Annotated in this window: 17 protein-coding genes; 5 read left to right on the top strand and 12 right to left on the bottom strand. The window is 64.6% G+C overall.

Annotated elements, in window-relative coordinates; genetic code table 11:
- Positions 1 to 6: 6 nt before the first annotated feature.
- The 8 genes from JN280_RS20930 to JN280_RS20895 form a co-directional block, all read right to left on the bottom strand.
- Complete coding sequence (locus JN280_RS20930; RefSeq protein WP_244741833.1) at positions 7 to 147, bottom strand: hypothetical protein; 141 nt, start codon at positions 145 to 147, stop codon at positions 7 to 9.
- Positions 148 to 427: 280 nt separating this feature from the next.
- On the bottom strand, positions 428 to 1,342 hold the full coding sequence (locus JN280_RS20925; RefSeq protein WP_202304848.1) for a sugar phosphate isomerase/epimerase family protein: 915 nt from the start codon (positions 1,340 to 1,342) through the stop codon (positions 428 to 430).
- A 23-nt stretch (positions 1,343 to 1,365) separates the two neighbouring features.
- A complete protein-coding gene (locus JN280_RS20920; RefSeq protein ID WP_202304846.1) occupies positions 1,366 to 2,451 on the bottom strand; it encodes a Gfo/Idh/MocA family protein in 1,086 nt (361 codons plus the stop codon).
- A gap of 26 nt (positions 2,452 to 2,477) precedes the next feature.
- Positions 2,478 to 3,539, bottom strand: a complete 1,062-nt coding sequence (locus JN280_RS20915) for an ABC transporter ATP-binding protein (protein WP_202304844.1) — start codon at positions 3,537 to 3,539, stop codon at positions 2,478 to 2,480.
- Between the two features lie 4 nt (positions 3,540 to 3,543).
- Positions 3,544 to 4,635 (bottom strand): ABC transporter ATP-binding protein, encoded by a 1,092-nt coding sequence (locus JN280_RS20910; RefSeq protein ID WP_202304842.1) that lies wholly within the window; start codon positions 4,633 to 4,635, stop codon positions 3,544 to 3,546.
- Position 4,636: 1 nt separating this feature from the next.
- Positions 4,637 to 5,542, bottom strand: coding sequence for a carbohydrate ABC transporter permease (locus JN280_RS20905; RefSeq protein ID WP_244743582.1), 906 nt, complete (start codon positions 5,540 to 5,542; stop codon positions 4,637 to 4,639).
- A 50-nt stretch (positions 5,543 to 5,592) separates the two neighbouring features.
- Positions 5,593 to 6,453: a carbohydrate ABC transporter permease gene (locus tag JN280_RS20900; protein ID WP_202304840.1), complete on the bottom strand. Its 861-nt coding sequence runs from the start codon at positions 6,451 to 6,453 to the stop codon at positions 5,593 to 5,595.
- 93 nt (positions 6,454 to 6,546) lie between these two features.
- Positions 6,547 to 8,160: an extracellular solute-binding protein gene (locus tag JN280_RS20895; protein ID WP_202304839.1), complete on the bottom strand. Its 1,614-nt coding sequence runs from the start codon at positions 8,158 to 8,160 to the stop codon at positions 6,547 to 6,549.
- A 379-nt stretch (positions 8,161 to 8,539) separates the two neighbouring features.
- Here JN280_RS20895 and JN280_RS20890 point away from each other — a divergent pair, with 379 nt between their 5' ends.
- Positions 8,540 to 9,556, top strand: coding sequence for a LacI family DNA-binding transcriptional regulator (locus JN280_RS20890; RefSeq protein WP_202304831.1), 1,017 nt, complete (start codon positions 8,540 to 8,542; stop codon positions 9,554 to 9,556).
- A gap of 13 nt (positions 9,557 to 9,569) precedes the next feature.
- Here the strand turns inward: JN280_RS20890 and JN280_RS20885 are convergent, their stop codons facing one another.
- Entirely contained in the window at positions 9,570 to 11,213 is a 1,644-nt protein-coding gene (locus JN280_RS20885) for an MFS transporter (protein WP_202304829.1), read from the bottom strand.
- A gap of 281 nt (positions 11,214 to 11,494) precedes the next feature.
- On the opposite strand from JN280_RS20885, the gene JN280_RS20880 reads away from it, so the two are divergent.
- Together JN280_RS20880 and JN280_RS20875 are read left to right on the top strand one after the other, a co-directional pair.
- Entirely contained in the window at positions 11,495 to 12,259 is a 765-nt protein-coding gene (locus JN280_RS20880) for a copper homeostasis protein CutC (RefSeq protein ID WP_202304827.1), read from the top strand.
- A 3-nt stretch (positions 12,260 to 12,262) separates the two neighbouring features.
- Positions 12,263 to 12,784: a GNAT family N-acetyltransferase gene (locus tag JN280_RS20875; RefSeq protein ID WP_202304826.1), complete on the top strand. Its 522-nt coding sequence runs from the start codon at positions 12,263 to 12,265 to the stop codon at positions 12,782 to 12,784.
- A gap of 66 nt (positions 12,785 to 12,850) precedes the next feature.
- On the opposite strand, the gene JN280_RS20870 is transcribed toward JN280_RS20875, so the two are convergent.
- From JN280_RS20870 to JN280_RS20860, 3 genes are all read right to left on the bottom strand, one after another.
- Positions 12,851 to 13,648, bottom strand: a complete 798-nt coding sequence (locus tag JN280_RS20870; protein ID WP_202304825.1) for an FAD binding domain-containing protein — start codon at positions 13,646 to 13,648, stop codon at positions 12,851 to 12,853.
- A 125-nt stretch (positions 13,649 to 13,773) separates the two neighbouring features.
- Complete coding sequence (locus JN280_RS20865) at positions 13,774 to 16,128, bottom strand: xanthine dehydrogenase family protein molybdopterin-binding subunit (protein ID WP_202304823.1); 2,355 nt, start codon at positions 16,126 to 16,128, stop codon at positions 13,774 to 13,776.
- Between the two features lie 115 nt (positions 16,129 to 16,243).
- On the bottom strand, positions 16,244 to 16,741 hold the full coding sequence (locus JN280_RS20860; RefSeq protein WP_202304821.1) for a (2Fe-2S)-binding protein: 498 nt from the start codon (positions 16,739 to 16,741) through the stop codon (positions 16,244 to 16,246).
- A 293-nt stretch (positions 16,742 to 17,034) separates the two neighbouring features.
- Here JN280_RS20860 and JN280_RS20855 point away from each other — a divergent pair, with 293 nt between their 5' ends.
- On the top strand, positions 17,035 to 18,222 hold the full coding sequence (locus JN280_RS20855; protein WP_202304819.1) for an FIST N-terminal domain-containing protein: 1,188 nt from the start codon (positions 17,035 to 17,037) through the stop codon (positions 18,220 to 18,222).
- Positions 18,223 to 18,239: 17 nt separating this feature from the next.
- Positions 18,240 to 19,577, top strand: coding sequence for an ATP-binding response regulator (locus JN280_RS20850; protein WP_202304811.1), 1,338 nt, complete (start codon positions 18,240 to 18,242; stop codon positions 19,575 to 19,577).
- Positions 19,578 to 19,761: the final 184 nt, after the last annotated feature.

The raw sequence follows: 19,761 nt of genomic DNA, 5'->3' as shown, positions 1-19,761 counted from the left end.
CTTCCCTCAGTTTGCCTTGGCGCTGGCTCTCAATGCGGAGACATCGGCGCCGGTGATGATGCTTTCCACGGTCAGCAGGTCGGTCTCGGCCACCACCAGCTCGGCGGTCACCTCGCCACGCCGCATGACGATGATGCGGTCGGCCACCTGGAAGACGTGGTGCAGATTGTGGGTGATGAAGACCGGTCGGACGCGCCGCCATGCGAGAGCAGATAGAATACCTTCTTGTCCTGCGCTTCAGCCGGCGCGGCGAGCGCCGCGCCGAACACCAGGGCCGCGGCGGCGGATAGTGCCAGTCTGTACATCCTTCTTCCTCCTCATGCCTCTGAGCAGAGAGGCGGCAGGCCTCTCCCGTGCTCCCGCCGACCCCGGCGGGAGATCTGCCTGATTGCCTGGTGAAGATCGCCGGTCGGCTACATCGGGAAGATCAGAGCCCGTTCGCCCTGAACTTTCCGTCCAGGAACTTCTTCGCCCTCGGCACGTCGTCTTCCGCCAGATGCTCGATGATGACAGGGATGTTCGGATGCTTCTCGGCGAGCCGCTTCAGATAGAGGTCGTAGTTCAGGGAACCGAGCCCCGGCGCCGGCAGTTCGATCTCGCCGACACCGCGGAAGGTGTGGCTCTCGAGCGCCTCGGCGTCGCCGATATCGGCATGCTTCTCGCTCTTGTCATCGCCCGAGCGCTTCACGTCCTTGGCATGCGCTATCCTTATCTTGTCGGTCAGCGTGTCGAAGACCTGGTTCAGGATCTGGTCCATCCTGTCGATGTTGTGGGTCTCGAAATAGTTGGTCGGATCCATCAGCAGGCCGAGGCCGGGATGGTCGACCTGCGCGAACATCCGCACCGTTTCCTCGACGGAGCCGACGACATTGTTCACATAGGTTTCGAGCAGGAACACGGCCCCGTGGTCGTAGGCCGTCTGCGCAAGGTCCGCGATGACCTTCCGGCACTCCTCGAAGCCCTCCTCCGTCTTGTTCTTCGGATGATGAACCCAGTCTGACTCGGTGTTGAAGGTGCCCGTCTCCGAGATCACATAGGGCGAGCCGAATTCGCGGGCGTTGCGGATGATCTCCTTGAGATAGCCCACCCGCTTCTCACGTTCGGCCTTGTCGGGGTGGATGATGTTCGTATAGCCCGAGATGCAGCAGATCGGCAGGTTGTGGTCGCGGAAAGTGTCGCGTACCTTCCTGGCCTTGTCCTTGGTGATCTGGCCCGCGGACAGGTCGAGGTCCTTGAAGTGCAGGTCGAGTTGCACGGTGTTGAAGCCGAGCCCGCGGATCTTGCTCGCGGTCTCCTCCAGCCCATACGGGAAATATCCCGTGAAAATTCCGGCTTGCATCATGATGGAATGTCCTCCCTGCGGGTTCAGTCGATAGAGATTTCGGAAAGCTTGACGGCGCGGCGCTGGTCGATCGAGCGGTAGCCCGCTTCGATAAGCGCCATGGTCTTGACGTTGTCGGCGACGGAGAGCGCCGGCGGCGTGCCCGATTTCAGGGCATATTGAAGCTGCTCCATCACGCCGATGAAGGCGTGCGGGAACCACATCGTTTCCCATTTCGGCGAGACCCATTCGCCGCCGGTGGTCTTGGCGGAGGCGTAGCTCAGCGTCGAGGCCGCACCCGTCGGCCAGCCGATGGTTCCCTTGGCCACGCCTTCGGTTCCCTCGACCCGCCAGTCGATATGCTGGTCGTCGCGATAACCTTCCCGGCGCGGCCCCGACCATACATCTTCGAGCGAAACCGCCATCACGCCTGACGGAAACCTCAGGGTCGATACGGTGATGCCGTCGTGATGGTCGAAGGCCGTGCGCGGATCCTTGCGTGCCAGCGTCGTGATTTCATCGGGGTCGCCGAACAGGAAGCGTAGCGCGTCCAGATGGTGCACGCTCATATTGGACAATGTCAGCCGGTCGTAGCCCGCCAGGAACGACTGCCAATGCGGAATGGCATGCATGTCGATCTGGGCAAAGACGATGTCCCCGAGCGCGCCGCTGTCGATCACCTGCTTCAAGACACGCATCGACTGGTCGTAGCGCATGTTCTGGTTGACCGAGAGGATCTTGCCGGCTCGCGCAGCCTCGTCGCGCAACTCGATCGCATCCTTCAGCGACAGCGCCTGCGGCTTCTGGGCGAGGATCGCCTTGATGTGGCTCTGCTTGAGCGCATGGCGGATGAGCGCCGGCTGCTGGTCCGGCGGAAAGGCGAGGTCGACGATCTCGACATTCTTGTCTTCGATCAGTTGTTCAGGGGTTTCGTGAACCGTCCGGATGTCCCAGCGCTGCGCGACCTTTTCGGCGTTCGCCCGGGTACGCGAGGCGATTGCGACGACGGGAAAGCCGGCCTCGTTGTAGGCCGCGAGATGACACTCGGCCATGATCATGCCGGCGCCGATGCAGCCGATCCTGAATTCCCTGGCACGAACCGCCACATCCGGCTCGAAAGCACCCGCCATCGCGTCCTCCCTTGTCATTGCGTCATTCATCTTGCGAGGGCTCCTCCGCCCTGTGCGAAACAGTGAATCCGTCCGGGGTCGCAGAAGAGCGCGACTTCGGCTTCCGGCCTGATGTCCGGCTGGCCGCGCATCAGGGCGCGCAGCCGCGACTGCCCGGCATCCAGCGTGACCACCGTGTAGCCGCCCAGCGGCTCGACCTCGAACACCTTCGCCGGCCGGCCGGCCTTGCCCTCGCCCCAGGGCTCGACCTTCAGGTTCTCCGGCCTGATGCCGATCTCGGCAGTGCCGGCCGGAACGCTGCCGGCCGGCAGGCGGATGGCGCCGTGGGCCGCCTCCAGCCCCGCCTCGGTGTGCCTGCCGGCCAGGATGTTCATCACGGGCGAGCCCAGTAGCCTGGCGACGTAGACGCTGGCCGGGCTGTCATAGATTTCAGACGGAGCGCCGACCTGCCTGATCGCGCCGTTATCGAGGATCGCCATGCGATCTGCGACCGACATCGCCTCCTCCTGGTCATGCGTCACATAGATCAGCGTCTTGCCGAGGTCGCGCTGGATGCGCTTCAGCTCGACCCGCGTCTCCTCGCGCAGCCGGGCGTCGAGCGCCGAGATCGGATCGTCCATGAGATAGGCGGCGGGATCGCGCACCAGGGCGCGAGCGATCGCGACGCGCTGCCGTTCGCCGCCCGAGAGCTGTGCCGGCGGCTTGTGGAGTATGTGGCCGATATGGAGCTTCGCCGAAACGTCGGCGAGGCGCCTGTCGATCTCGGCGTGCGCGACCTTGCGCTCGACCAGCGGAAAACAGACATTCTCGCGCGCCGTCATATGCGGGAACAGCGCCAGGTTCTGGAACACCATGGCTACGTTGCGCCCGGCCGGCGAGACCTTGTTGACCGGGCGCCCTCCGATGAGGATCTCGCCGCTGTCGGGCGTCTCCAGCCCCAGGATGAGCCGCAGGATGGTCGATTTCCCCGACAAAGGCGGTCCGAAGAAGCAAAAGAACTCGTTGTCCTCGACGGTGAAGGACGCATCGTCGACGGCGAGCGTGTCGCCATAGCGTTTCGTCACGTGTCGGAATGCGATCTCGGCCATCGTCTCACCCTGCCCTGATCGCGGCGCCGCTGGCCGCATCGAAGATGCGCACCGAGTTCTGGTTCGGCGCGAGGGCCACGACGTCGCCGACGGCCAGCACGACGTCATTGTCGAAGACCGCCTTCACCGCCGTCTCGCCTTCGCCGAAATGGACGATGGTCCGTGCTCCGATGCGCTCGATGAAGGTCGCCGGCATGCGGAGTCCAGGCCCCCCGTCCGAGATCGCCACCTGCTCGGGACGGAAACCGTAGATCACCTCCCCGCTGTGGCGGCGCAGGCCGGCGGCGAGCGCGTCGGGCAAGGGCGACGTCGCTCCAAGCTGTCCGAGATCGACGACCAGGCCGCGATCGCTTTCGGCCGACCTCCCTTTAAGGAGATTCATCCCGGGTGCGCCGATGAAACGCGCCACGAAGACATTCGCGGGATCGTTGTAGACCTCAAGCGGTGTCCCCACCTGCTGCAGCACGCCATGATCCATGACCGCGATCCGATCGGCCATGGTCATGGCTTCGAGCTGGTCGTGCGTGACATAGACCATGGTCTGCCGGAACTGCCGTTGCAGATGCTTCAGCTCCGTGCGCATCACGGCACGGAAGGCGGCGTCGACATTGGACAGCGGCTCGTCCAGGAGGAAGATCGCCGGCTCCATGATGGCCGAGCGGCCGATCGCCACCCGCTGCAATATGTTGACCGACAGCCGGTCGGCCTTGCGGTCGAGCAGCGGCGTCAGTTGCAGGAGCTCCGCGATCGCTCCGACCCGTCGTTCGAGCTCCGGCTTCGGCGTGCCGCGCATCCTGAGGCCATAGGCGAGGTTCTGCCACACACTCATATGCGTGAAGATCGCGTAATTCTGGAAGACGAAGCCGACGCCGCGGCGTCCCATCGGCACGCCGGCCATGTCACGGTCGCCGAACAGGATGCGCCCATCAGTGGAATCCTCCATGCCGGCGATCATGTTCATGGTCGTCGACTTGCCGCAGCCCGAGGGGCCGAGCAGCGCCATGAATTCGCCATCCGCTATCGTGAGGTCCATGGTCTTCAGCGCAGTGAAGTCGCCGAACTTCTTGACCAGGTTCTGCAGGTGGATCGCACTCATGTCAGGCCTCCCGTGCTGCGGCCATGCGTTTCATGGCGAAAACCGCGGCGACGGACAGCACGATCAAAATGGCGAGCGCGATGGCCGCGACATAGCCCCAGATCAGGTCCTGCGTGGTGATCTTGTAGATGTAGACCGAGATGGTCTCGGTGGCGACGCCGGGGCCGCCCCCTGTCATTATGTAGAGCGTGTCAAAGATCTTGAAGTTCTCGATGACCCGGATGGCCAGCGCGATGACGATGATCGTCTTCATCTTCGGCAGCACGATGCTGGTGAAGCGTTGCCAGGCATTGGCGCCGAGCAGTGTCGCGGCCTTGATCTGATCCTCGGGCACGCCGACGAGGCCGGCGAGCAGGATGAGGAACATCAGCGGCGTCCACTGCCAGATATCGGCGATCATGACCGCGACCAGCGCCAGCGTCGGGTCCGACAGCCACGCCACCGTGACAGGCATGCCGGTCAGCGAGGACAGGATGTCGTTCAGCGGGCCGCCCGACTGGAACAGCATGAAGAACATGTAACCGGCGACCGCGGGCACCACCATCATCGGCATGAGCATGATCGAATAGAACAGGCGCTTGCCCGGAAAGCTGTCCATGAACAGCGTCGCCAGCGCCAGCCCGAGCAGGAACTCCGCAGGCACGCAGACGAGCATGACGATCGCGGTGCGCCACAGCGCGCTCCAGAAGCGCCCATCCGCAGCGAGGTCGGTATAGTTGGCGAGGCCGTTCCACAGCTCCCAGGCGTTCCACCACCCGGTACCCGACAGCGGCGACCAGTCGGTCATGCTGATATAGAGCTGCATCAGGAGCGGAAACACCGAGATGAACAGCACCAGGATCTGCGCCGGCAGTGTGAGCCGGAAGCCCAGGCGCGCGGCTTCGAGGTCGACGGAAGGCTGTTCCATCGTCTTGTCGGGGGCATCCACGCGGCGCTCCTCCACCAGGTTTGCCGCACTCATTGCTTCAGCGCTCCGAAGGTCAGGCCACGCACGAGGTGACGCTGGATGGCGATGCCCAAGACCACCGGCGGCACGGCGGCGATCAGTCCGAGCGCGGCCTTGGCGCCATAGAGCTGCCCGGTCATCGAGGATGACAGCGAAGCCATGTAGACGGGGATCGTCACCCATTCGCGTGTCGTCAGGAGCAGCGCGATCAGATAGTCCGACCAGTTGAGAATGAAGACGAAGAGCGCCGCGCTCGCCAGGGGCGCACGCATCATCGGCAGCGTGATACGGGTGAAGACACGCAGGCGCGAGCACCCCTCCACGAGCGCCGCCTCCTCTATCTCGCGCGGCATGTCGTCGAAGAAGGTCTTCATCAGCCAGAAGGCGAAGGGCAGCGTGACGATGCCGTAGATCAGCGCCAGGCCCCACCAGCTATCCATGAAATTCAGGAAGGACCACATGATCATGACCGGGATCATCACGGCCATGGGCGGGAAGAGACGGAGCTGGATGAGGGCCAGCGGCAGGTTCCCGCCGGCGCCGAAACGCGACAGGCCGTAGGCCGCCGCCGTGCCCGCAGACATGGCGATAGCAGTGCCGAAAACCGCAGAGAGCAGCGAGGAAATGATCGGCTTCATCGCGGTGCGGTCGAGCGCGACGATCAGGTTGCTCGTCGATTCGCCGAAGATGAAGCGGAAATTGTCGAGTGTCGGCTGCTTCGGCCACCAGGTGAGGTCGGCACCCGCGGCCGACCATTCCGCGATCGGCTTGAAAGCCATCGAAACCATCCACAGGATGGGCACGAGCGTAACCGCCAGCGCCGCAAGGATGGCGGCGTAGCGGAAGATCTCGAAGGGGACTGAACGCTTCATCTCGGCTGTTTCATAGCAATGGTGCTGGCATGGGACGAACGGCATCGATCACCCCTGCCCTTCCCACGGAGGAAGGGCAGGAACGCATCGCTGTCAGCCGACCGGATCGACCACCGTCGGCCACGCGGCCTTGTTGGCTTTGATCGCCTCGAGCAGCTTGTCCTCGCCGGTGCGCCGGGCGATCTTCTGCCATTCGGCCTCTGTGTCGGCCATCGCCTGCTCCGGCGTCTTGGCCTTGGTCAGAGCGGCGACGAGGTTCTCGTCGAGCGCGTTGTGGAAAGCGGTCGCACCCGGATAGTTGATGGTCGGCACGGTGCGGGCCACCGTCTCGCGCACCACGTCCATGTGGTAGGCGTGATAGGTCTGGCGCACCAGCGGGTCGGAGAAGTCCGACAGCCGGAACGGATCGAAATAGCCGCCGGGATTGGCCGTCATCCAGGCATAGATGCGGCTCGACCCGAGCCATTGCAGGAACAGATAGCAGGCCTCCGGGTGCTTGCTCTGCGACGAGACCGATGCCGACAGATTCAGCCACAGCACCGAGCGGCTGATCCGATTGCCGTCGACGTCGCGGCCGGGCGGCAGCATGGAGCCGATCTTGCCGGTCACCTTGGACCCGGCATTGCCGGGATTGTCGAGGAACTTCGGCAGGTTTGAGAAGGCGCAGGTCATCGCCGCGCCGCCATTGGCGAAGTTGCCATACTGCTCCGGCCAGCCCCAGGAGATGGCATCCGGAGAATGGTGCGAGAGCGAGGCGACATATTCTGATGTCGCCGCCACGCCGGCCTCCGAATTGATCAGCGGCTTGCCGGAATCGTCGAACAGGAACTGGTTGGGCGAGCCCATCGACACATAGCGCTGGTACCAGTTGGTGTAGCCCCAACCCTGGTTGCGCAGGTCGGTCGAGCCGAAGAGGCCCTTGTCCGGCCGATGGAAGAAGGCCGCGACCTCGTCGAGCTGCTTCCATGTCCTGGGCGGCGCCAACTCGTAGCCGTATTTGTCGGCGAAAGCGTTCTTCTCCGCCTCATCGCCGAACAGGTCGGTGCGGTAGACCCAGACCTGGAAGTCGCCATCGAGCGACACGCCATAGGTCGAGCCGCGATACTGGTTGAGCAGCGAGACACCCTTGGCACCGCCCACATAGCCGCGCTCCGGGTCGTCCCATTCCGGTTTGTGCTCGGCCACGAAGTCGTCGAGATTGACGATGCCGCCGGTTTCGGCGAGGTCGCCGAGACGGTTCCACTCGACCGCATAGATGTCGTAAGCCCCACCCTTGGTGGAGATGTCCTGCATCGTCTTGGTGAATTCCTGGCCGTTCGGCACGCCGACGATCTCGAGCGGGATGCCGGTCTCCTTTTCCCAAAGCTCCTTGATGGAGGGGGCGCCAGCCGGGAACGGCTGGGTGAGCTGACCGATCGAGCCGTCCGACAGACCGAGCACGATCCTGGCAGGCGCATTGCCCGCGCCCTTCATCGCCTTCACTGCCTCGATGGCACGGCCTTCCGGCGTGTTCGGGCCATACTGATAACGCTCCGCGCCGTCGAAACCGGTCGGGCCGCCGATCATGCCTTCGGCCAGCGCGTCGGCCGCATAGGCGCGGCCAGGACGAATGAGTCTCGGCGCAATGCCGACTGCCGCAACCAGGGCGGCAGCTTTTCCTCCCGACGCCAGCAATCGGCGCCGCGACATGCGGATCAAATCGGACATCTGCAATCCTCCCTTGGCCGCTTTCCTCCGGCAGCCCTTCAGCATGATGGATATTGACGACCAATCTGATGGCTGTCAACATCATTTCAAATCAGAATAGGTCATTCTTCATCAAAGTAAAGGAAAAGTCGTGAGAATTCAGGGCGATACGCTCCCTTCGCTGCGCGTTTTTGATGTGATTTTCAGGCAATTTGCGGTGACCGGCGGCGGTGACGGAGCGAATTCGGGGCCGCCTGGCTTGCATCGCCGCCTCACGCGGATACATCATTTCACATCAGAATCGGTGAGCCTGCCAATCGAAGCTGCCGCTTTCGTTCAGCCCGGCACGCAGCCTGAGCGAGGCGCCGCCGGGCCGGCGCCGGAGAGAAGGTGACACAACGTGCGATCCACTCTGATCGACATTGCGCGTGAGGCAGGCGTCTCCGCCGCCACGGTTGACCGGGTGCTCAACAACCGCGCGGGCGTGCGAAGCCGCACGCGCGAGATCGTGATCGAGACCGCCCAGCGTCTCGGCTACATTTCGGACGGATCGACCCCGGTCCAGCCGGCCGCGAGCGCGCCGGTGCGTCTGGATTTCGTGCTGCCGATGGGCACCAACACCTTCATCAAGATGCTGCACCAGCAATTGGAGATCCAGGGCGCGGCGCGTCCCGATCTCGATGTCCGCATCGTCACGATCGAGGGCTTCAACCCCGATACGCTGGCGCGCACCCTTCACGAGCTTCGTGGCCAGACGCGAGGTATCGGCGTGATCGCACTCGACCACCCGACAGTGCGCGAGGCGATCCGCGCCTTGTCGGCGAGCGGCGTCAAGGTGGTGACGCTGGCGTCCGACATCCTTCACGTGCCGCGTATCGCCTATGTCGGCATCGACAACCGCCAGGCAGGCCGGCTCGCCGGCTACATCCTCGGCCGCTTCCTCGGCACGTCTGCACCGAAGAAGGTCGCGCTCTTCGCGGGTTCCCTCTCCTATCGCGGCCACGAGGAACGCGAGATGGGCTTCCGTCACATCCTCGCCGAGGAGTTCCCCAACCTCCAGATCGTCGAATTGCGCGAGATGCTCGACGATCGCGAAAAGGCCTTCGCCGAGGCCTCCGCCCTGCTCGACCGGCATGGCGACCTGGCCGGCATCTACAATATCGGCGCCGGCAACCAGGGCATCGCACGCGCACTGAAGCAGCGCGGCCTGAGCGTTGTCTTCGTCGGGCATGAGGCGACGGAAGGCAACAAGGCGCTGCTGCTCGACGGCACGCTCGACGCCGTCATCGACCAGAACCCGCGCGTCGAGGCGCGCGAGGCGCTGAACATCCTTGCCCAGAGCGTGCGCGGCCTCGACTACGATTCCCACGCGCCGCGCCTTCAGATCGTCTTCAGGGAGAACATCCCGGAAAACTGACATCGGCGGCCGGTCACGGCATGTCGAACACGTCCTTGGTGGCGAACAGCGCGGCCGACCAGTTGGTCGGCCGTTCGATCATGCGGTGGACGCGCGGCGGCTCGGTACCGCTGTGCAGCTTCCTGATCTTCGCTCCCACAACGTCGTCGGCATGGGTGGTGCGCTGGTTGTGGCGCCGATACTCAACCCAGGTCGGCAGGTGATAGCTCTCCATCCAGGATTCCGGATTCTCGAGGTCGCGCGACAGCGCCCAGTTACGCGCCCCGTTGCGCCGGCGCACGCGGCTCCGTTCGGCCATGGCGTCGAGGAACGCCTTCGTGTCCTCGGTCCGGATGACGTATTCGATCATGATCAGTATCGGACCGCTGCGCGGCTTGAGGTCGAGCGCCAGGCTCGGCTCCTGCCAGCGGTTCAGCGGATCGAGATTGAGGGCCGTCTCCTCCGGCAGCGGGACCAGGAAGCCGATCGCAGAACCGGCAAGCAACAGTCCCGCGGAAACCAGCAGCGCCACCTGCGCCCCCTGGTTCTCTGCCGTGACGCCCCAGATCCAGCTGCCGAACGCCATGCCGCCGAAGGTCGCCGTCTGGTAGATCGCCAGCGCACGGCCAACGACCCAGCGCGGCGTCGAAAGCTGCACCGTGACGTTGAACAAGGACAGCGCCAGCACCCAGCAGGCGCCGCCCATCATCAGGGCAATACCCGTCAGCCAGGGACTTGGGCTAAGGGCAGCGATCACCGCGCATGAAGCGAAGCCGAGAAAGGCGCCGCGCACGATCGCCTCGGCCTGGGAGCGCCGACGCAGGCGCGCGCTGAGCAGCGCGCCGCCGATGGCGCCGACGCCGAAGCAGCCGAGCATCAGGCCGTAGACCAGCGGTCCGCCGCGAAGCAGGTCGCGCGCCACCAGCGGGAGCAGAGCGAGAATCGAGATTGCCGCCAGGCCGAACAGGAAACTGCGCAGCAGGACCTTCTCGATATTCGGCGACATGGCGACGTAGCGCAGCCCCGCGCCCATCGCAGCGCCCAGCGATTCGCGCGGCAGTGCCGACGCCGGGACGGCCGGCTTCCAGCGGGCCAGCACACCGATCAGGGCGAAATAGCTGAGCGTGTTGACAGCGAAGGCCGCTGCGGCCCCCGCCGCAGCCACGATCGCGCCGCCGATCGCGGGGCCGACGCTGCGGGTGAGGTTGAAGTTGACGCTGTTGAGGGCAACGGCTGCCGGGAGGTCGGCACGCGGGACGATGTCGCCGACCGAGGCCTGCCACGACGGGTTGTTGAGCGCCGTTCCGCAGCCGATCAGGAAGGTGAAAGCCAGCAACGCCCATGGCGAAAGCAGCTCGAGATGGGCGGTCACGGTCAGTACGGCAGACACGAGCAGCATGAAGAGCTGCGCGACGATCATCACCTTGCGCCGGTTGAAATTGTCGGCGATCGCGCCCGACGCCAGCGAGAACATCATGATCGGCAGTGCCGTCGACGCCTGGACCAGGGCCACCATGTCGGCCTCGGCCGTCAGCGAGGTCATCAGCCAGGCGGCGCCCACCGCCTGGATCAGACCGCCGAAATTCGAGGCCAGGCTCGCGAACCAGATCGCGCGGAAGGTCCCGTACTGAAAGGGAGCGAGCGGCGATCCCGGATCGTTGTTGTTGTTCTCGATCATCTCTTGGACGACTGCGGCGGTTGAGTCCTTCTCGAATCTTAGACCATGATCGCGCCCGGTTGCATCGTTGTGTCTGGCATCGCCTGGGCCAATGGAGGCAAGATTTGCCCGATCCAGCACGACGACACTTCCGGGTAGAGCGGTTCGCCCGCGCGCGTCGGTCTTCTTGGAGGTAGAGGCGCGAATGCAGGCGAAGGTAAGGCCGCGTGAGCCTTTCGCCCCCTGTCCCGGGCCGGGCCGTGATGCTACATGGGCGGCCGAATTCACGGGATGGATCGGGAATGACGGATCAGAAACAGCCCCTGCCCCTTATCGAGGTCTGCGTCGAAGGGATCGACGGGCTGATCGCCGCGCAAGAGGCCGGGGCGGATCGGGTCGAGCTCTGCGCCAGCCTGCTCGAAGGCGGCATCACGCCGAGCTTCGGCACCGTCAGGGAGGCTCTCGCGCTGGCCTCGGTGCCTTTCCATGTGATCGTGCGGCCGCGCGGCGGGGATTTCCTCTATTCGGAAGCGGAATACCGCTCGATGCTGGCCGACGTGGAGGCGTTGCGCGACCTCGGCGTGGCCGGTGTCGTCGTCGGCTGCCTCAGCGCCGACGGCACGATCGACGAGGAGCGCATGGCCGAACTGGCGCGCCGCGCCGGGCCGCTCAACGTCACCTGCCATCGCGCCTTCGACATGACGCGCGACCCCGCCGAAGCGTTGGAAGCGCTGATCCGGTGCGGCATCGGGCGCGTGCTCACGAGCGGCCAGCGCGACACGGCCGTCGAAGGAGCAGCCCTGCTCTCCGAACTCGTCGTTCAGGCGGCCGGCCGCATCATCATCCTCGGCTGCGGAGACCTCGACCCGTCGAACATCGCCACGGTGCGCAAACAGACCGGGCTGGCCGAGATGCACTTCGCGGCGCTCCGCGACGTGCCGAGCACCATGACCTATCGCAATCCTGACGTCGGCATGGGCGGTACGGATCTCGACCGGGAATACAGGAACACGCTGACCGACCCCGCCCTCGTGGCGGCGACGATCGCAGCAGCCAGGGCAGCTTGACCAATGCAGACCACATCGATCCTTCCCGTCGTACCGGCCGACGAGCCGGCGATCCTGGCGCTGAACAACGAGCATGCGGCCGAACTGTCATGGCTCGAGCCGGAGCGGCTCTCCTTTCTCCTCGGCCAGGCCTTCCATGCGCGGCGCATCGGTGCGCTCGAAGCGTTCCTCATGGCCTTCGACCAGGACGCTTCCTATGACAGCCCGAACTATCTCTGGTTCCGGCAACGCTATGAGCGTTTCGTCTATGTCGACCGCATCGTCGTGGCTAACGCCGCACGCGGCCGCGGCCATGCCAGACGGCTCTATCTCGACCTCTTCGATCGAGCCGCCGCGAACGGCCACACGATCGTCACCTGCGAGGTGAACGCCGACCCGCCCAATCCGGCGTCGGATGCCTTTCACGCCGCGCTCGGTTTCCGTGAGGTCGGCGACGCCACGATCCATGGCGGCGCCAAGACGGTCCGCTATTTTGTCCGCGAGATCGGATCGGTGAAGGGTGAAATGGTGAATAGTGAATGGTGAATGGGAGAAAGGGCCCTCAGCGCCTTCTTCTTCCATTCACCATTTTACCATTCACCATTCACCATTTCACCCGTTCGCTGCCGCCACTGCGCGCCTGGCCATCACGCCGATGAGATTGGCGCGATATTCGGGCGACGCATGGATATCGCCCATCAGGTTCTTCGCGGGGATCTTGATCCCGTCGAGGGCGGCTGCATCGAACTTCTTGGCCAGCGCCGCTTCGACCTCCTTCGAGCGGAAGACGCCATCGTCACCGGCGCCGGTGACGGCCGCGCGCACGCCTTCCTTGTTCTTGGCGACGAACACGCCGGTCATGGCGTAGCGTGACGCCGGGTTCGGGAACTTGGCGTAGCCGGCCTTGGCCGGCGCCGTGAAGGTCACCGCCGTCACCACTTCGTCCTCCTTGAGAGCCGTCTCGAACAGACCCTTGAAGAACTTGTCGGCAGGCAATTGTCGCTTGTTGGTAACGATGGTGGCGCCAAGCGCCAGCAAGGCGGCCGGATAGTCGGCGGCCGGATCGTTGTTGGCGATCGAGCCGCCGATCGTGCCGCGATGGCGCACATGCGGGTCGCCGATATGGCTGGCGAGATGCGTCAGCGCCGGGCACACCTTCTGCAGCTTCGGGTCGCCGGCGACCTCGGCATGGGTCGTCGTCGCGCCGATGGTCACGGTCTTGCCCGAAACCTTGACGCCCTTGAGTTCCTTGATGTGATTGAGATCGACGACGTCCGACGGCGAGGCGAGCCGTGTCTTCATCGCCGGGATGAGCGTCATGCCGCCGGACAGGAACTTGCCGTCGCCGGCCTTCACCTTCTTGACTGCGTCCGCGACCGAGGTGGCGCGGTGGTAGTTGACTGAGTACATGGGACATCTCCCTCGATGTGAATGGTGAATAGTGAATGGTGAATGGTTCCGATCACCGGAAACCGTCGTGAATGGGAACGGGCGGAAACAGCCATTCACCATTCACTATTCACCATTCACTGCCTTCAATGCTTCGTCGTCGCCTTCAGCGCCGCCCAGACTTTCTGCGGCGAGGCCGGCATGGTCAGGTCGTTGTTGCCGATGGCGTCGGTGATGGCGTTCATGACGGCGGGCGGAGAACCGATGGCACCAGCTTCGCCGCAGCCCTTGATACCGAGCGGATTGCCCGGGCAGGCCGTCTCCGTCGTCGACACCTTGAAGGACGGCAGGTCGGAGGCGCGCGGCATGGTGTAGTCCATGTAGCTCGCCGTGATCAGCTGGCCCGTCGACGGGTCGTAGTGACACCCTTCCAGCAGCGCCTGGCCGACGCCCTGGGCGATGCCGCCATGGACCTGCCCTTCGACGATCATCGGATTGATGATCTTGCCGAAATCGTCGGAGGCGACGAACTGCACGATTTCGGTTGTTCCGGTCTCGGGGTCGATCTCGACCTCGCAGATGTAGCAGCCGGCCGGGAAGGTGAAGTTGGTCGGGTCGTAGAACGCCCCCTCCTTCAGGCCGGGCTCCATTCCGGACGGCAGATTGTGCGCGGTGTAGGCGGCGAGGGCCATCTGGAACCACGGCACGTTCTTGTCGGTGCCGGCGACCTTGAGCGCTCCGTTCTCGATCACGATGTCGCCCTCGTCGGCCTCCATCAGATGGGCGGCGATCTTCTTGGCCTTGGCCTCGACCTTGTCCAGCGCCTTGACGATCGCCGACATGCCGACTGCGCCGGAGCGCGAGCCGTAGGTGCCCATGCCCATCTGCACCTTGTCGGTGTCGCCATGGACGATCGACACGCTGTCGATCGGCACGCCGAACCGGTCGGCGACGAGCTGGGCGAAGGTCGTCTCGTGACCCTGGCCGTGGCTGTGCGAGCCTGTGAGCACCTCTATGGTGCCGACGGCGTTGACGCGCACCTCGGCCGATTCCCATAAGCCGACGCCGGCGCCGAGCGAGCCGACCGCGGCCGAAGGCGCAATGCCGCAGGCCTCGATATAGCAGCTCATGCCGATGCCACGCAGCTTGCCGCGCTTGGCCGCCTCGGCCTTGCGCTTCGCGAAGCCCTGATAGTCGGCCGCCTTCATCGCCGCGTCGAGCGAAGCGCCGTAGTCGCCGGCGTCATAGGCCATGATGACGGGGGTCTGATAGGGGAACGACGTGATGAAGTTCTTCCGCCTGAGTTCGGCCGGCGACATGCCGAGCTCGCGCGCGGCCGTCTCGATGACGCGTTCCAGCACATAGGTCGCCTCCGGCCGTCCTGCCCCGCGATAGGCGTCGACCGGCGCCGTGTTGGTGTAGACCGCACGCACATTGGCATGGATCGCCGGGATCACATACTGGCCCGACAGCAGGGTCGCGTAGAGATAGGTCGGCACGGCCGACGAGAACAGCGACATATAGGCGCCGAAATTGGCGATCGTGTCGACCTTCAGCGCCGTCATCTTGTTGTCCTTGTCGAAGGCGAGCTGCACCTCCGTGACATGGTCGCGGCCATGCGCGTCGGTCATGAAGCTCTCGGTGCGGTCGGCCACCCACTTCACCGGCACGCCCGTCTTCTTCGAAGCCCACAGGCAGACGATCTCTTCCGGATAGATGTAGATCTTCGAGCCGAAACCACCGCCGACATCGGGCGCGATCACGCGCAGCTTGTTCTCGGGCGCGACATTGTAGAAGGCGCTCATGACGAGCCGCGCGACATGCGGGTTCTGCGACGTCGTCCAGCAGGTATAGTGGTCTTCCGCCTTGTCGTAGTGTCCGAGCGCCGCGCGCGGCTCCATCGCATTCGGCACCAGCCGGTTGTTGACGATGTGCATCTTCGTCACGTGGGCGGCGTTGGCGATTGCCGCGTCGACCGCCTTGGAGTCGCCGATCTCCCAATCATAGATCAGGTTGCCGTCGGCTTCGGGATGAAGCTGAGGCGCGCCTGGTTTCAACGCCGCGACGGCGTCGGTGACGGCCTTCTTTTCCTTATAGGTGACCTCGACGGCCTCGGCCGCGTCGCGGGCCTGGCCCTTGGTTTCGGCGACAACGATCGCCACGGCGTCGCCGACATAGCGGGCCCGGTCCACCGCCAGCGGCGACCATGCGCCCATCTTCATGGGCGAGCCGTCCTTGGAATGGATCATCCAGCCGCAGATCAGATTGCCGATGCCGTCGGTCTTCAGCTCCTTGCCGGTCAGGACGCCGATGACGCCGGGCATGGCCTGCGCCTTCTTGACGTCGATCTTCTTGATGTCGGCATGCGCATAGGGGCTGCGCACGAATGCCGCGTGCTTCATTCCCGGCACGACCATGTCGTCGACATAGCGGCCGGCGCCGGTGATGAAGCGCTTGTCCTCTTTACGCGCCACCCGGGCGCCGATGCCTTCCATTCCCATCAGAGTTCTCCTCCAGAACAGTTTGGTGAATGGTGAAGGTGGTGAATGGTGAATGGTCGCAGCCGCGAACGCCCGCCCTACCATTCACCATTCACCATTCACCATTCACGCGGCGTCACGCCGCCTTTGCGCTCTTCTTGCCGCCCTTGGCCATCGCCTTCGACGCTGCGAGGATGGCCTTGACGATGTTGTGGTAGCCCGTGCAGCGGCAGATATTGCCCTCGAGTTCGGCCCTGACGGTCGCCTCGTCCAGTCCGTCGGGGTAGCGACGGATCATGTCGGTCGCCGCCATGATCATGCCTGGCGTACAGAAACCGCACTGCAGGCCGTGATGCTCCTTGAAGGCCGCCTGGACGGGATGCAATTCGGCGCCGTTGGCGAGGCCCTCGATTGTCACCACCGTGGAGCCCGAGGCCTGCGCGGCGAGCATGGTGCAGGATTTCACCGCCTTGCCGTCGACATGGACCACGCAGGCGCCGCACTGCGAGGTGTCGCAGCCGACATGGGTACCCGTCAGCCCGACATGCTCGCGCAGGAAATGGACCAGCAGGGTCCTGTCTTCGACTGTTCTGGTGACGTTTCGCCCATTCACGGAAATCGTAACTTCAGACATCAAATACTCCTCCTCCCGGATACCGGCAGCATGAAACCATTTCTCCCGCCCGGACCCTGAAAAACGGCTGCGGTCCGGATTGAGGCAGCCTAGCCGAAATCAGTCCGATCATGAAAGAATGCCGGGAGGGAAAATAGGCGTATATTATACTTTCGGTCGCAACCGCGGGTCGCCTTCTCGCCTCCTTCACCAGCGCAAAACCCGACGCCTGCGCGAATTCGAGGCAGGCCATTGTCAAATCAGGCGCGCCGGATGAAGATGGCCGCCGCGCGACGGGGAAAGAACGCCGCGCCATGCGTTGGGAGGAGACAGCGCTGACCATTTCGCGCACCACCTATGGCTGCGGGCTCACCGTGCTCGCCACAGGCGCGGCTGACGTCGCGGGTTTCGCCAAAGCGATCGGCGAGGCGTCGGCAACCATCGATGCCGGGTTTGCGCTTCTGTTCTTTTCCCAATCGCTGATTGGTGCGGCCGAAATCGCCGAGGCCCTACCCTTGCATGCGCCGGGCCTCGCCTTCGCCGGATGCTCCACCGCCGGCGAGATCACGCCGCAGGGCCTCGAGGAAGGCCAGGCCGTGGCGATCCTGTTCCCGCAAGCTGCCTTCACGGTCGCGGCGACCATGGTGAAGCATGTATCCTCGTCCAGCATGGACGTGATCGCCGGCGAGGTCGAACGCCTGAAGCGCCAGCTCTGCGGCCGCGATGCCGCCCGCCGCGGGCATGTCTTTGCGCTCTGCTTCATCGACGGCCTGTCCTACGCCGAGGAGGCCGTGACTTCGGCCATCCATTGGGGGCTCGACGACATCCCGCTGCTCGGTGCCTCGGCGGGCGACGACCTCAAATTCGAGACGACCAGCCTGATTGCCAATGGGGAGGTCGATTCGGACTGCGCGGTCATCACGCTGGTCGCCACCGACATCCCCTTCCAGGTCTTCAAGACCGAGAATTTCGTTCCCACTGACGACAAACTGGTCGTCACCGCATCCGATCCGGACCATCGCACCGTCCGCGAGTTCAATGCCGGGCCGGCCGCCGAGGAATATGCCGCCGCAATCGGGCTCGACGCGAAGTCGCTGACGCCCATGAGCTTCGCCTCGCATCCCGTGGTCGTGCGCGTCGGCGGCGAATATTATTGCCGCTCGATCCAGAAGGTTCATCCCGACGGCTCGCTCTCCTTCTTCTGCGCAATAGACGATGGCATCGTGCTCACCATCGCCCAGCCCAAGGGCATGGTGGAATCGACACGCGCCGCGATGAAGTCGGTCAGCGAGAATCTCGGGGGGACCGATGTCATCCTGGGTTTCGATTGCGTGCTGCGGCGGCTCGACGCCCGGAACCGCCAGGTGTTCCGCGATATTTCCGAACTCTACCGCAACAACAACGTGGTCGGCTTCGGCACCTATGGCGAGCAGTACCGCTCGATGCATCTGAACCAGACCTTCACCGGCATCGCCTTCGGGCATCGCCGGGCGGCAGAGTAGGAAGCTCCCGCGGCACGATGGGCGTCTCCGACATCAACGACGTCGAAAGGCTGAAACGCATCAACGAAGCGTTGATGTCGCGCGTCGAGCGCTCGATGGACCAGCAGGGCAACGCCTTCTCGCTGTTCCAGACCGCGATCAACCTCGAGAACCGCATCAGGACGCGGACCGAGGAACTGCGCGCGACCCTGCGCCGGCTGGAGCAGTCGAATGTCGATCTCGTCGCGGCGAAGGAGAGCGCCGAGCAGGCCAACATCTCCAAGACCCGCTTCCTGGCGGCGGCGAGCCACGACGTGCTGCAGCCTCTCAATGCCGCGCACCTGTCGATCTCGGCCCTGGCCGACCTGCAGACCACCGAGGAGGGCCGCAAGCTGGTACGGCAGGTCGAGCGCTCGCTCGACACGATGGACGACCTGCTCCGGACGCTGCTCGACATTTCCAGGCTCGATGCCGGGGTGGTCAGCCCCGACATAGGCGACGTCGCGCTCGAGCCGCTGTTCGTCGCGCTGACGTCGGATTTCCAGCCTCTCGCCGACAAGAAGGGATTGCGGCTGCGCTTCCGCCCGACCAGCGCCGTCGTCCGCTCCGACCGGACCCTCCTGCGGCGAATCCTCCAGAACATCATATCCAACGCAATCCGCTACACGCGCCAGGGCGGCGTGCTGGTCGGCGTGCGGCTGCGCGGGTCGACCATACGGATCGACATCGCCGACACCGGGTGCGGCATCGCCGAGCATGAGCGCGAGGCGGTGTTCGAGGAGTTCCATCGCGGCGTGATGCCCCGCCATCGCGACCTCTCGGCCGGCGGCCTCGGGCTCGGCCTGTCGATCGTGCGGCGCATGGTTGGCGCGTTGGGCCACCGGCTTACCTTCACGTCGCAGGTCGGGCGCGGCACGGTGTTCCGGTTGGAGGTCCCGCCCGGAGCAGCGGCGATGGCGGAGACCCCGGCCACGGCGGAGCCCGACAGGCCACGCGGATACGGTCTGTTCGGTACCAAGGTTCTGCTCGTCGAGGACGACGACGCCGTCCTGGAAGCCACCAAGGCGCTGCTGCAGCGCTGGCAATGCGAGGTCCGAACCGCCACCTCGACCGATAGCGCCCTCGATGCGCTGGGCGACACGGAATGGGTGCCTGATATCATCATCGCCGATCAACATCTCGACCACGGCGATTTCGGCACGGAGACCATCAATGAGGCGCGCGCCTATCTGCAGCGAGCCGTGCCGGCGCTCGTCGTAACGGCGGACGCGTCCGAGGAACTGCAACTCGCCACCAGGGGCCTGAGCATCGAACTGATGCGCAAGCCCGTCAAGCCTGCGCAACTGCGTGCGCTGCTGGCCCATCTGCTCGCCTGAGCAGACCCATCCAGGCGACCTCATGACAGTTGCCGGCGCGGCTCGCCGGGACCACTTGCTTTCGCGCTACCGCATCGGCCCGAAAGTCGTAATCGACTTTCGGAAAGCACGATGCGGCCACTTTGAAGTAGCAGAGCGTCCTTTGCGCGTCCAAGTGGACGCGCGGCGCTCTGGCGGGCGTGGG

The sequence above is a fragment of the Mesorhizobium sp. L-8-10 genome (assembly GCF_016756635.1).
GTDB lineage: Bacteria > Pseudomonadota > Alphaproteobacteria > Rhizobiales > Rhizobiaceae.
The sequence above is the reverse complement of the archived record's forward strand: the minus strand, read 5'-3'. Positions and strand labels throughout refer to the sequence as shown.